This window comes from Spirosoma taeanense (genome assembly GCF_013127955.1).
GTDB classification, from domain to species: Bacteria; Bacteroidota; Bacteroidia; order Cytophagales; family Spirosomataceae; genus Spirosoma; species Spirosoma taeanense.
Window position 1 is genome coordinate 951,317 of the sequence record NZ_CP053435.1, and the last position, 13,462, is coordinate 964,778.

At 52.4% G+C, this 13,462-nt stretch carries 13 protein-coding genes; 7 read left to right on the plus strand and 6 right to left on the minus strand.

From position 1 onward, the window contains the following. Positions 1–54: 54 nt before the first annotated feature. Together sufD and sufC are read right to left on the minus strand one after the other, a co-directional pair. Positions 55–1,380, minus strand: a complete 1,326-nt coding sequence (gene sufD / locus HNV11_RS04100; protein ID WP_171738450.1) for a Fe-S cluster assembly protein SufD — start codon at positions 1,378–1,380, stop codon at positions 55–57. A gap of 70 nt (positions 1,381–1,450) precedes the next feature. Further along, positions 1,451–2,206, minus strand: coding sequence for a Fe-S cluster assembly ATPase SufC (gene sufC, locus HNV11_RS04105; RefSeq protein WP_171738451.1), 756 nt, complete (start codon positions 2,204–2,206; stop codon positions 1,451–1,453). A gap of 333 nt (positions 2,207–2,539) precedes the next feature. On the opposite strand from sufC, the gene HNV11_RS04110 reads away from it, so the two are divergent. The 6 genes from HNV11_RS04110 (at position 2,540) to HNV11_RS04135 (ending at position 7,986) form a co-directional block, all read left to right on the plus strand. Beyond that, a complete protein-coding gene (locus HNV11_RS04110) occupies positions 2,540–4,042 on the plus strand; it encodes an arginine deiminase family protein (RefSeq protein WP_171738452.1) in 1,503 nt (500 codons plus the stop codon). Between the two features lie 116 nt (positions 4,043–4,158). Next, positions 4,159–5,088, plus strand: a complete 930-nt coding sequence (gene ctlX / locus HNV11_RS04115) for a citrulline utilization hydrolase CtlX (protein WP_171738453.1) — start codon at positions 4,159–4,161, stop codon at positions 5,086–5,088. Positions 5,089–5,190: 102 nt separating this feature from the next. Next, complete coding sequence (locus HNV11_RS04120) at positions 5,191–5,640, plus strand: MarR family winged helix-turn-helix transcriptional regulator (protein ID WP_171738454.1); 450 nt, start codon at positions 5,191–5,193, stop codon at positions 5,638–5,640. A 56-nt stretch (positions 5,641–5,696) separates the two neighbouring features. Next, positions 5,697–5,909 (plus strand): hypothetical protein, encoded by a 213-nt coding sequence (locus HNV11_RS04125; protein ID WP_171738455.1) that lies wholly within the window; start codon positions 5,697–5,699, stop codon positions 5,907–5,909. Between the two features lie 88 nt (positions 5,910–5,997). Continuing rightward, positions 5,998–6,882, plus strand: coding sequence for an NAD(P)H-binding protein (locus tag HNV11_RS04130; protein ID WP_171738456.1), 885 nt, complete (start codon positions 5,998–6,000; stop codon positions 6,880–6,882). Positions 6,883–7,122: 240 nt separating this feature from the next. Continuing rightward, positions 7,123–7,986 carry an SDR family NAD(P)-dependent oxidoreductase gene (locus HNV11_RS04135; RefSeq protein ID WP_171738457.1) on the plus strand — a complete coding sequence of 288 codons (864 nt, stop codon included), beginning with the start codon at positions 7,123–7,125 and terminating at the stop codon, positions 7,984–7,986. Between the two features lie 63 nt (positions 7,987–8,049). Here HNV11_RS04135 and HNV11_RS04140 read toward each other — a convergent pair whose 3' ends face one another. After that, positions 8,050–8,991, minus strand: coding sequence for a porin family protein (locus tag HNV11_RS04140; RefSeq protein ID WP_171738458.1), 942 nt, complete (start codon positions 8,989–8,991; stop codon positions 8,050–8,052). A gap of 136 nt (positions 8,992–9,127) precedes the next feature. Here HNV11_RS04140 and HNV11_RS04145 point away from each other — a divergent pair, with 136 nt between their 5' ends. Then, positions 9,128–9,841, plus strand: coding sequence for an SDR family oxidoreductase (locus tag HNV11_RS04145; protein WP_171738459.1), 714 nt, complete (start codon positions 9,128–9,130; stop codon positions 9,839–9,841). A 12-nt stretch (positions 9,842–9,853) separates the two neighbouring features. On the opposite strand, the gene HNV11_RS04150 is transcribed toward HNV11_RS04145, so the two are convergent. The 3 genes from HNV11_RS04150 to HNV11_RS04160 form a co-directional block, all read right to left on the minus strand. Continuing rightward, positions 9,854–11,497: a S8 family serine peptidase gene (locus tag HNV11_RS04150; RefSeq protein ID WP_171738460.1), complete on the minus strand. Its 1,644-nt coding sequence runs from the start codon at positions 11,495–11,497 to the stop codon at positions 9,854–9,856. 135 nt (positions 11,498–11,632) lie between these two features. Beyond that, positions 11,633–12,049 (minus strand): MaoC family dehydratase, encoded by a 417-nt coding sequence (locus HNV11_RS04155; protein ID WP_171738461.1) that lies wholly within the window; start codon positions 12,047–12,049, stop codon positions 11,633–11,635. A 31-nt stretch (positions 12,050–12,080) separates the two neighbouring features. Next, positions 12,081–13,139, minus strand: coding sequence for a 3-oxoacyl-ACP synthase III family protein (locus tag HNV11_RS04160; RefSeq protein WP_171738462.1), 1,059 nt, complete (start codon positions 13,137–13,139; stop codon positions 12,081–12,083). Positions 13,140–13,462: the final 323 nt, after the last annotated feature.

Sequence of the window (13,462 nt, forward strand, 5' to 3'; positions counted from 1 at the left end):
TGATTAGTAATCGACTCGCGCAACTAACCACCAGCCCTGGCTCTATTTCAGTGATTATTTCGCCAGCTTCTGCGCCACAACGCGCTCCAGATACTCACGAATGGCCTGTATCTTGATCTGGCTCAGCACGTCCTGCGAGAACGCGTACAGCAGCAGAGTCTGGGCTTCATCTTTAGGAATACCGCGTGAACGCATATAGAATAATGCCTCGTCGTTCAACTGGCCGGTCGTTGTACCATGCGAACACTTTACGTCGTCGGCAAAGATTTCCAGCTGCGGCTTGGTATTCATGGAAGCGCCCGGCGACAGAACCACGTTCTTACAGGACTGATAGGCATTCGTTTTCTGCGCATCGGGCCGGACGTAAATCTTACCGTTGAAGACGCCCGTACCGTTATCGTTCAGGATGCCTTTGTACAGTTCATTACTGAACGAATTCGGCATAGCATGGTCCACAAGTGTATGGTTGTCAACGTGCTGCCGGCCATTCGGCATGTACAGACCGTACATAAAGGCTTCGGCATACTGCCCGTTAAGAACAATGTTCAGGTTGTTCCGGACGAAGTTGCCGTTGAGCGTAACGGTTGCCGAATAAAAGTGGCTGTTGTCGCTCTGGTTAACCTGCGTAGTGCCAATATGATAGGCCTTATCGGTCTCGTCCTGCACTTTGTAGTGCTGCATGCGGGCATCGCGGTCGAGCACAATTTCCGTTACGACGTTGACGAAGCTGGCCCGGTCGCCCAGCGTCCGGTATGATTCAGCCATGGTAACTTCGGCGTTCCGGCCAACAATCACCAGGTTGCGGGGCTGAGAGGCAATGTTCTGTTCGCGGGCGTCACTGATAAACCGCAGAATGATCGGCTGTTCGACGGTCGTATTGTTTGGGACACGCACCACTACGCCATCGTTGGCAAAGGCCGTGTTCAGGGCCGTAAAGGCGTTGTCCTGGTAGTCGGCGTAACGCGCAAAATGCGAGCCGATAAAGTCAGGATCAGCACGGAGGGCTTCCGCAAAGCTTAGAATCTGCACCTGCCCGGCCGGACTGATGAGCCGCGACAGATCGGCCCGGTAACGGCCATTAACAAAGTACAGCACATTGCCGTCTAGGTTCGGAATTTCGAGCTGAACCAAATCCTCGGCCTTAAGTGGCGAGGGGGCATCCAGGTCGAAAGCCTCTTTGAGCAGGCCGCTCACGTTGGAGTATTTCCACTCCTCATGGCGAATGGTCGGGAAGCCCAGCAGGTCGAACTGATTCAAAGCCGCCCGGCGAACCTGGTGCAGCGGGGTTTTACTTTCCCCATTCATCCGCTCTTCGTTGGTACGGAAAGCGGCCAGCAACTGGTTCTTGAAATCAGTATAAGATGAAAAAGAAGGAGTCATTTTCAGTTGGCAGTTATCAGCAGGCAGTGAAGAGCGGCTTGGCTGCCAACTGCTTACTGCCCACTACAGACTATATTGCTTCGGTTTCGGCTTTAATCCAGTCGTATCCTTTTTCTTCGAGTTCAAGAGCCAGCTCTTTCGGACCCGACTTAACGATACGGCCTTTGTAGAGTACATGAACGAAGTCAGGAACGATATAGTCCAGCAGTCGCTGGTAGTGCGTAACTACGATGGTAGCCCGTTCCGGCGACCGCAGTTTATTGACACCTTCGGCCACAATACGCAGTGCGTCAATATCCAGACCGGAATCCGTTTCGTCGAGGATTGCCAGTTTCGGTTCCAGCATTGCCATCTGGAAAATTTCATTCCGCTTTTTCTCACCACCCGAAAACCCTTCATTCAGCGACCGGCTCAGCAGCGACTGATCGATGTTGACGAGTTTCATTTTTTCTTTCATCAACTTCAGGAACTGAACGGCATCGAGTGAGTCCTGACCGCGCTGCTTGCGGATCTCGTTCATCGCTGTTTTCAGGAAGTTAGTCGTACTGACGCCCGGAATTTCAACCGGATACTGAAAAGCCAGAAAAATCCCTTCGGCGGCCCGCACTTCAGGGGCCATCTCCAGCAGATCCTGTCCTTCGAACAACACACTACCGCCCGTCACCTCATATTCTTCACGGCCCGCCAGCACCGATGCTAGCGTACTTTTGCCAGCACCGTTTGGGCCCATAATTGCGTGAACCTCACCGGCGTTGACTTGCAGATTGAGACCTTTTAAGATTTCCTTGTCGCCAATGGAGGCATGTAAATTACTGATGGATAACATAATAGGTTGTATCGTGACGGCACAAATAAAGCCGCAAAGTTAGCAGATGAATTGGTATCTGTCCTGATAGGGTAACAAAATCAGCCACTTAAAAGTTGACCCTCATCTCGCTTATTCGCTTATATCCATAAATAGCCAGATGAAAACGGCCAGCCGTGGCCGATAAACAGGCTTTCTGTCAACCCTTCAACGGCTATGGTAGAGTTAAAACAGGGAGAGAAATTCACTCGGCTGGCGGAGGGTAGCCACGAATAGGGCCGGTTTCCTTTTCATAGCGCAAACCTGTACCTTGCAGACAGCAATCCTGACTAAACGCGGGAGGGCTTCGTTTGCATGAAAAATGGAAAAGATACCGCAGCCGCCGAAGCGGCCACTGCGGAAAAGCTCGTTTCAACACCCACTCAACAAATTAATGTTTCCTCTGAAATTGGTACGCTCCGGCGGTTGCTGATCCACAGTCCCGACCGGGGCCTGGGCAAAGTAGTGCCCTCAAAAGCCCAGGACTGGCTGTTTGAAGACATCGTTCACCTGGACATGATGCGCCGGGATGAGTACGATTATTACGTAAAGATTCTGCTGTATTTTCTGGACCCCGACAAAGTGCGCGGACAGATTGATAAACTCGGGCCGGATGATGATCGTGCCTTTTTTAAGCCGGATCATGCCGAGTATTTTGGCTCCGACAAGGTTATCGATATTCAATGTCTGCTGTCGGATATTCTGGCCGATGAAGTGATTCGTACCCGCATGATTGCGGCAATCTGCGGTATCGAACGGACGTCGTTCCGCACCCAGCAGCAGCTGAATGAATACGATCCGGTCGAACTGGCAAAGATTATGATTTCCGGCTCGTTACCCGACCGGACCATGCTTTTCTCGCCCCTACCGAACTTCATCTTCACGCGCGACATTGGTATCGTTATCAACGACCATATCCTGCTTAACAAACCTGCCAAACTGGCCCGAACCCGCGAGGCCCTGCTGGCGCAGTACATCTTCTTTAATCATAAGCTGTTTGCCGACTATCGTAACAAGATCATTGAAATACCCGATAATGAATACGCGTTTTTGCTGCCCGATTCAGATGCAAACCACGACGTAACCCGCTCGACGCTCGAAGGGGGCGACGTTATGATGATTGCCAAACGCCATCTGATGATCGGCGTCAGCGAACGGACTACGCTCTACGCGGCTCAGCAGGTGATGCGGATTGTCTTCAGCAAGAACCTGGTCGATACCGTGACCATTATTAAAATCCCTAAGAAGCGGGATTATATGCACATCGACACGATTTTTACGCAGGTGAAACGGAACGTTTGGGTGCTGCTGGGGTCGCTGGCCCGCACCGGCGATGAAGCTAAAAAGCGCGATGTGCTGCATTTTTTTGCGCCGAAGGATTTGTCGGAAGAACTGAAGATTCTGCAGTTCATTAAAGGGCTGGAGCATAAACCCATTGAAATCGACAATCTTGAAGATTTGCTGACCGATATCAGCAAGAATGATCTGGGCGCTACCGAACCCGTTCAGTTTATCTATTCGGGAAACGGGGAGTTTCCGTTTGGAGCGCGGGAACAATGGACGGACTCCTGCAACCTGCTAGCGCTGAAAGATGGGGTCGTGATTGGCTACGATCGTAACGAAAAAACTGCCGAAGCGTTCCGCGAGGCCGGGTTTGAGGTCGTACCGGCTGCGAACCTGTTACTCCGTTTCGAGCGGGGCGAGTCGTCGCCCGAAACAATTGAAAATACGTTTATTATGCTGCCCTCCGCCGAACTGAGCCGGGCGCGGGGTGGGTCGCACTGCATGAGCCTGCCCCTGCTGCGGGAAGAAATTTAAGTGATCCGGCCCGGTCAGCAACCGACTTTTCCGCCCGGAGCAGGCCGGGCCGGGTTGCCTTAATCCGGGTTTTGGTGGTAATTTGCCTGAAATTTGACTACTCGACAAATACACCTATGCAATCGCAAGCTACCTCCCGCATTCTGATGATCCGGCCCGTCAACTTCGGGTTCAACGAGCAAACAGCGGAATCGAACGCGTTTCAGGATATAAAACTGGCCGCGCAAACGAAGGGTGTAGCCCAGGAAGACGCCCGGCGGGAATTCGACGAAATGGTCCGTCAGCTTCAGGCGATCGGAGTCGATGTGCTGGTCTATGACGATACGGCGGACCCCTACACGCCTGATTCTATCTTTCCGAACAACTGGGTGTCGTTTCACGCCAGCGGGACGGTCGTGCTCTATCCCATGCAGGCCGAAAACCGGCGGCTCGAACGCCGGCCCGATATTGTGAACGACCTCGCTGAGCGCTTTCACGTAGCCCGGGTTATTGACCTGACCCATTTTGAACAGGAGGGTAAGTTTCTGGAAGGCACGGGCAGTATGGTGCTGGATCGGATGCACCGTGTGGCCTTTGCCTGCTTGTCGCCCCGAACACACCCCGACGTCCTGGCGGAGTTTAGTCGAAAGACTGGTTACCGAACGATTTCGTTCTATGCTACCGATGCGGCCGGTAAGGCCATATACCATACGAACGTGCTGATGTGCATTGGCGATACGTTCGCGGTTGTTTGCCTGTCGGCCATTGCCGACCCCGACGAACGGCTTATGGTGCGGCAGGAACTGGAGGGGCTTAACAAACGAATTATTGACATCACGCTGGACCAGATGGCCTGCTTTGCCGGAAACATGCTTCAGGTGCAGACCCGGAAAGGGCAGAAACTGCTGGTTATGTCTACCCGCGCGTTCAAATCATTGACGCCGAAACAGATCGATCAGTTAGACGATTACGCGACTCTGGTTCATTTCGATCTGTCGATGATTGAAGGAAATGGGGGCGGCTCGGCCCGCTGCATGATGGCCGAAGTACATTTACCACTCAAGTAAGGAACAGTAGGGGATTTTTAAGGATTCCCTACATTTTTAAAATATTGCTTGCACATACAAATATAATTAGCGTATCTTTGTATCACCAATGAGGTAAGAGCTATGAACGTAGAGAAAATCGGTTGCGAAAAAGAGGTGACACGGTTCAGTGCCTGTTTGTTGTTTTCGGCAAACGCGCTGGCGCGGGCGATCACACTGATCGGGGACTCGGAGTTCGGGCGTTTCGGGTTATCCTATTCGCATGCTTATCTGCTCTGCGAAGTAGTTGATCAGCCCGGAATATCGCCGACGCAGTTAAGCGACACGCTCTATCTGACGCCGTCCACCATTACCCGGCTGGTTGAAAAACTGGAATTGAAAAAGCTCGTTCGGCGGGAATCAGAAGGGAAAAAGACCCTCATTTTCCCCACCGACGAAGGCGAAGCGATACGCCCTGCCATTGCTGAGGCCTGGAATCGGGTGGGGGAGCGATATTCTAAAGCCATTGGCGAAGAAAACGTCTGCCAACTGACAGCGCAAGTGTTTAAAGCCGCTCAGGCTTTGGAGGAATAGCGCCAGTTTTTTTAAGTATTTTATTGCATGTGCAAGCAAGTAAAGGGAGGTGAGCTATGAAGACTGACAACGAAACCATTGGATTGCTGATTGGCAAAGGAGATGCCACAACAAAAGGAATTTGCCGGTCGCTGGCTAAAGAAGGTATTACAGCTCTTGTGAAACAAAAAGAAGACGGCATTACCGAAGCTGAGGACGCGCCCCGTCATACGTGGTCGGGTAAGCCCGGCGAGGACATGTTCTTTAATGGCTGGAAACTACTTTTTTAAACCTCTTTTCCTAATTTAATACCCTGGGTGTTAATCTGTATGGATTAAATCCAATGCAGAAGAGAACTATCCAGAAATTCAGATAACTATGCATTATGTTATTACCGGCTCCATTGGCCACACCGGAAAACCCATTACCGAAGGTTTAGTTAAAGCTGGCCATACGGTCACCGTCGTGACCACCAAACCCGAGAATGCAGCGGCCATTGAAGCGCTCGGCGCGCAGCCGGCCGTTGGCAGCGTAGAAGACGCTGACTTTCTGAAGCAGGCGTTTGCCGATGCTGACGCGGTTTACCTGCTGATTCCAGGCAAATGGGGCGTAACGGGCTGGCGGGCTTTTCAGAATCGGATCATAGACAATTACGTAGCGGCTATTGAGGCAAATGATATTCGATTTGCCGTCCTGCTGAGCAGTATTGGTGCTGATCTGGGCGAAGGTACGGGACCGGTTGACGGGCTATATGATGCCGAGCAGAAACTGACGAAGGTACCGGGGCTAAATAGCAAATTTCTGCGTCCATCCTACTTCATGTATAATCTGTTCAGTCAGATTGATCTGGTGAAGGGGGCGGGTATTATGGGCAGCAACTTTGGCGATGATCCGGTTGTCCTAACGCATACCAGCGACATTGCCGACGTAGCCCTGCAGGAACTGCTGAATCTGGATTTTACGGGACATCAAGTGCGTTACATTGCCAGCGACGAACGAACGGGCGCCGAAATTGCTCAGGTGCTGGGGGCGGCTATTGGTAAGCCCGCAACGCCCTGGGTCGTGTTCACGGATGAGCAAACAAAAGAGGGGATGCTGCAGGCAGGTCTGAACGACGAAATGGCTTCGGCTTATACGAAAATGGGCAAGTCGATTCGCAATGGTCGTATGCAGGGCGATTTCTTTCTGAATAAGCCTTCCTACGGGAAAGTCAAACTGGAAGAGTTTGCACAGAATGAATTTGCTCCGGCGTTTGGCGCCTGATTATGAATTGATAATTCATCGATAGGCCACTGGATATCCAGTGGCCTATTTTGTTAGGACGCCTACCATGTTGGCAGCCCGGCTTTTCTCCCTAAGCTACCATAGCTACAACAGCCTCTATTACGTGTTTATACCCAGAGCGTAACGGATTACTGAACCAGATTTTAAACCAAAGTGGATGGCTGAAGTTGGAGAATAAAAGCAGTATCTCCTGCTTTTATTCATTAACAAACAAAATGCATGGGAACCAAAACTGCCCTTATTACAGGCGCTAACTCCGGTCTGGGACTCGCTACCGCCAGGGCGCTGGCCCAACGGTCGTTTGACCTGATTCTGCTGTGCCGAAATGAACAAAAGGGCCGCGCTGCGCAGGCCGAAGTGAAAAAAGCAAATCCCGCGGTTGAGGTAGATCTGGTTACAGCCGATCTGGCTAATCTGGATTCGGTACGTCAGGTAGCTGAGCAGGTCAGGGCAAAATATCCTAAACTGGATGTGCTGATCAACAATGCAGGGTACACGCCCGCCAAAATTGAATTTGTTACCGAGGGCAAGGCATGGCCTGGAGTGGAAAAGTCTTTCTATGCCAGCCACGTTGGGCATTTTGTTCTGACTCATCACCTGATGGACGCCCTGAAAGCAGCCGGAACTGCAACTGGTGACGCCCGCGTAATCAGTCTGTCGTCGGGGGCTTACCTGGGCGGTAGGGCGGTGAGGTTCTTTCGGCGGATTGATGATCTATCGCTGCTATCGGCGTATTGCGATGATAAACTGGCGAATCTGCTGTTTGCTAAAGAATTAGCCAAACAGACGGCTGGAACGGGGATTACGGCCTACTCCGTGCATCCGGGAGCGGTGCGAACCAACTTTGGCGCCGACACGCCGGGCTTTCTGGGTAAGGTTTTTTCGCTGGCCGGCCCCCTCATGCGTACGCCCGAAAAAGGAGCGCAGACGACCGTTTTTCTGGCGTCGGCTCCGCTTAAGTCCATCGGCGGACGTAATAACGGCGGATATTTTGCCGATAGCCAGCTCAAACGGACGCACAATCAGGATGTTACCGACGAAAAGGCAAAATGGCTTTGGGAAAAGAGCCTGCCGTTTGTCTAGGAAACAAAAATGGCGGCAGCCAGAAGCCACCGCCATTCTATAACCCACTCTATGAGAATTCATTTAGTTGCCGCCCAGCGGGAATACGTACCCCAGCGTAGCTTCTGAATTGATCAGGTTCGCGTCACCAAAGCGAGTACTGCCGGCGTTGTCGCCAAGAACGTATAGGCCGCGCACCTCAACGGTTACGTGGCCGGGACCAACCTTAATCATGCCTCCAACGCCCGCTGCGGCTCCGAAACTGAAGCGGTTGTCAATGCTGTCCAGCGACTGATTCAACCCGTTGAGACTTACGCTGGATAAATAGGAGGCATACGGGCCAACGTTCACAAAGAAGCGATGGCCGGTCATGGACCCGGAGGATATTTTGAGAAACAGCGGTACGATAAACTGGTCGGCCGAGGCTTTGAGATTGCGGATGCCAAATCCGGTTATTTTCGTGCTCAGCCGGTTATAATTGATCTCTGGCTGGAATGACAGCGTTCCTTTCCCAAACTGAAAAACCACCCCGGCAACGAAGTCTGGGGCGGGGTCTCTTCCCGTTATCTTTTCAAAATAAATGGGATAGGTCAGCCCGCCCCGAACCCCAATCCGGATGTTGGAATTCTCTCCGTTGGCTGTAGCCGGACTAAGTGGCCGGGCGGTTGCCACCGGCGTGGAGATCGGTACTGGTCTGGGCGTGTTCGTAGCCGTCTGAAGGCGAGTAGGCGGACTCGACACCGGCGTTGTGGTCGTTCGGGCGGGGGTTGACTTCTTTGAAACGCCATGGTACTGATCGTATAACTCCTGGCGTCGGTTTGTCGAGGAAGCGGCTGAAGCAGGGGTGGCGGCCGCTACGGGCGTTGATGCCTGAGGAGTGGCCGGGCGAACAGCCGACGAAGTTGAAGTCGCAGTGGTTGTTGATGTTACCGTAGAAGATTTAGGCGAAGTGGCTGGCTGGCTTTGCGCCCACGCCACGCCCGATAAACATAGGTAGCCAGTTAACAGTGCGTACAGGGGTTTCATTGAAAATTCGATTATACTGTAAGATTAGTCGGAAAGGTACTAAATCCTGTAACACCAATGAGGAAACGGCAGCTGGGTTGAGCATACGGTTGATTTGCCTAAACATTTTACCACCTGAGAAAGTAAGTAGTGTATCATGAAAACTGAACACCAGCGAACGGCCCTCATCACGGGGGCTAATAAAGGTATCGGCAAAGAAGTGGCCCGCCAACTGGCCGCCCGCGGTTTTGCCGTATTTATCGGGGCCCGCGATATGGCGAAAGGCCGAGCTGCGTCGGAAGAATTATGTCAGCAGGGATACGAATCGACCTTTATCCAGCTCGACGTAACGGACCCGGTCAGCATCAAAAATGCCTGCGGTACCTTCTCCCAGAAAGCCGATCATCTGGACGTGCTGATCAACAATGCAGGCGTTCTGGAAGATCATGGTGAGGATATTCTCAAATTAAATCCTGAGATGCTCGACCGGACGTTTAAAGCCAACGTCAGCGGGCCGATCATGGTTATCCAGGATTTTCTGCCGTTTTTACAAAAGAGCGTAATTGGTGGGCGGATTATTAATGTATCGAGCGGAGCCGGATCACTGGCCAGCATGGATACCTACGCGCCAGCCTACAGTATTTCAAAAACTGCCCTGAACGCCGTAACCCGGCAGTTTGCGGGCGCTCTGAAAAACGAAAAGATTGCCGTTAACTGCGTCGATCCGGGCTGGGTGCGTACCGATATGGGGGGACCCCATGCCAGTAGGCCCGTTGAGCAGGGTGCTGAAACGATTGTCTGGCTGGCAACGGATGCGTCCCAGGTAGAGACAGGTAAGTTCTGGCACGACAAGCGGGAGGTCGAGTGGTAAAACTCGGCCCACCTATTGCTCCAGAGCCATCTTGACGGCTTCGTAGGCGTTCAGCAAACCACCTGAGCGGCTCAGGCTCTTAAAGGGTACCTGATTGCCCCGCCCCGGTTTCCGGACCGTAAGCCGGGGTTTATAACTGCTTTTGAGGAGAATCGCTTTAACCTGTGCGGCCGTCAGCGTGGGGAAGTAGGAGCGGAGCAAAGCCGCTACACCCGCCGTATGGGGAGCGGCCATACTCGTGCCCGAAAAGCTGGCGTACTGGTTGTTTGGAATGGTGGATAAAATCTCAGTGCCCGGCGCAAACAGATCCACCGTTTGCGGGCCGTAGTTCGACGAGCGGTTGGGCAGTCCGTCGTTGATGCGCCAGGTATTGTTGCCAACCACGATGACGTTCTGCGCCGTCTGCCCATTTTCATACCGTGCTGATGGATAGGCCGGCAGCGAATCATAGTTTTCGCCGTTATTGCCAGCCGCATGAACAATCAGAACGTCGTGTTCTTCGGCATACCGAATGGCTGCATCAACCTGTTCCTTATAGGGCGACAGACGTTTTCCAAAGCTCATGTTAATGACTTTAGCGCCGTTTTCAACGGCGTAACGAATTCCGTTTGCTACGTCCTTATCGCGCTCATCACCATGGGCGGGCACGACCGATACCACCATAAGCCGGACATTGTCGGCCACGCCATCCATACCAGCTCCGTTGCTCCGTTTAGCGCCTATTATACCCGCTACGTGACTGCCATGCATGGCCAGCTCTTTCGACTGACCAATCTGCATGGAAGGACTGCCATAAAAGCGCTCAGTCGGATCGGACGGATTATCGCCAACGGTCGCTCGCGGATTGTAATCCGGATTGTAGGCAATGTCAGCATCACTAGCTATGGCCCGACGAAACCGAAGCCAGTTTTCCCGGATGAGTCTGGTGTAATTGGCGAAGGAACCATACGCCGGGTTATAGGCATTTGCCAACAGGTTTCGAACCGCTATGGTTACCGAATCACCCCCAAGCTCCAGGTTCCGAATTGCAACGGCGGTAGGCGTGTTGTCGCCCAGCCGTGCTTCAATCCGGGCGGCAATCTGCCAGAAGCGGGCGGTATCGGCAAGGGCCAGACGCTTGGGCTGAATAGCCTGGTAGCGCTGCAAAAACAGCTTCTTTGCCGTCTGGTATGTATCATACTGGCGCTGTTCGGTTGCATTCAGACGGCTGCGATTGGCCTGATCGTATTTAGGCTTCAGCAGTATGTAAGTCTGCGTAATCTCCGGCTGGTCATACTCATAGGTCGTGCCGTCTTTAGCACCCATGAAATTCCAGCCGTTCAAATCATCGGTATAGCCGTTTTTGTCATCGTCAGTGCCGTTGCCGGGAATTTCCTTTGGGTTCACCCAGATAACCTCGCGCAGGTCTTCATGACTGATATCGACCCCTGAGTCCAGCACGCCAACGACAACCGGTGTGGAGGGGCGGTTTTTCAGCAGCTCATAGGCCCGGTAGAGACTGATGCCAGCCACTGAATCGGCAGCCGGGTCAAGATATGGCCAATCGCGCGGGGGCTGCTGCCGGACCAATCCCTGCGCTGGGCACAGGGATGAAACGAGTAATAAAAGACAATAAATACCAAACGTAGACAGACACAACGGCAGACGGCAGTTCATTCGGGAACGACGTAACTTTTCTCTAAACTACACAATCATCGGTTTTTTCGGCAATCTGACTTAAAAGCGCTGGACCAGCCGACGTAAGAAATGCTCTTATATCAGCTGGTCCAGCGCCTGGTTAACCGCTCAATGCTATTCTTGCTTACCCCCAAACATTTCTTTATGGAACACCGTGCCAGTGCCCCGGAGTGTAGTCTTGTTAGTGGTTGGGTCAATGACCGAGCAGGTAATCTCAGCCGTATGACGTTTGGTGTCAATAGCTTTGCACTCAAATCGGGCCTCGTATTCCTGATCGGGATACATGGGCCGCACAAACTCCAGCATCTGCGTGAGATGGACCCCTCCGGATCCTCCAAAGTTTCGGCCGAATACCCGGGCAAACACGCTGGCACTCAACATGCCGTGCATAATAGGCCGTTTGAAAGGAGTCTGGGCCGCATAATCCGGGTCAAGGTGAAGAGGGTTGTCGTCGCCGGTAACCTCGGCGAAAACCTGAACGTCTCTCTGCGTGAACAGATATCGGTAATTATAGGTATCTCCGACTTGCATAGAAGAAGTTAGGATGGTTGAAGGATCGAGCTTACCAGCGAATCAGTGCCGACGCCCACGTGAAGCCGCTACCAAAAGCCGAAAGGCAAACCAGACTACCCTCCTTAATTTTGCCAGCTTCCCAGGCTTCGCATAAAGCAATGGGGACCGAAGCCGCCGTGGTGTTACCGTACTGCTGAATGTTGTTCCAGATTTTTTCGTCCGGCAGGTTCAGCTTTTTCTGTACATACTCCAGAATACGCAGATTGGCCTGGTGCATCACAAAGAAGTCAATGTCATCGAGCGAGTAACCATTCGATCGGGTGGCTTTCAGAATGACCTCCGGAAATTTCTGGAAGGCTTTTTTAATGACCAGATACCCTTTGAAAACGCCGGGAAAAATATACTGGGCCTCAAATGGGCCGTCGTTGGGCTGTATAAAGTTGTATTCAGATTCGAGATACTGGGATTTATATTTTTTCAGATGATAATTGCCGTGGCTGCCGGGGTTGATAACGGATAGTTCTTCGGCGTCTGTTCCATCGGAATGCAAATGAGTACTTAACACTCCCTGACCTGGCTTATCAGTCGGCTGCATAACAACAGCGCCGGCCCCATCGGCAAAAATGATGGCTGAGTCCCGCCCGCGCAGCGTGTAATCCAGGTTGAACGATTGCCGCTCGGCAGCCACAACGAGAATATTACGGTAGGTTCCCGTCCGGATAAACTTATCCGCTACCGATAGGGCGTAAATGAATCCTGAACACTGGTTGCGGATGTCAAGCGCACCAATCTCGCTGTTGGTGATTCCCAGTTCGCGCTGAAGCAGCACTCCGCAGCCCGGCACCGGATAGTCGGGGCTCATGGTGGCAAACACGATGAAGTCGATCTCGTTGGGCGTAATACCCGCCCGCTCGATGGCAATTCGGGAAGCGACTGCGCCCATTGTCGTCGATGTTTCTTCGCCCATCTTCGCATATCGCCGTTCGCGGATGCCCGTTCGCTCCTCGATCCAGGCTCCATTAATGTCCATCCAGGGGGCGATCTCCTCGTTGGGCACTACCCGTTCAGGAACGTAGTAGCCAATACCGGCAATCTTTGAGTTCAACATTACGGTAAAAGTTGGATATGGTCCACCCAGAATTGCTGTACACGGGAAGATAACTCGCTCTTGAGGGTGACTTTAGTACGCAAAATAATCATTTGTGGGGCGGGGTGGGCCGGAAGTTACTAAGCGGAGGGTAAGGCGTGGACTCAGGCTGAACTTTGGCAGACTCAAGAGCGCTCGGGGTTTATGCGTTTATAGCCGGCTGTAGTTGAGTAGGTTAAAGCATACAATTGGAAATATGGATGACCTATATGTCAAAAATCTTTTATGAACAGGCATGGATTGAACAAAAGGAGTATCCAATAGAACAAAACGCCCCCAGGACG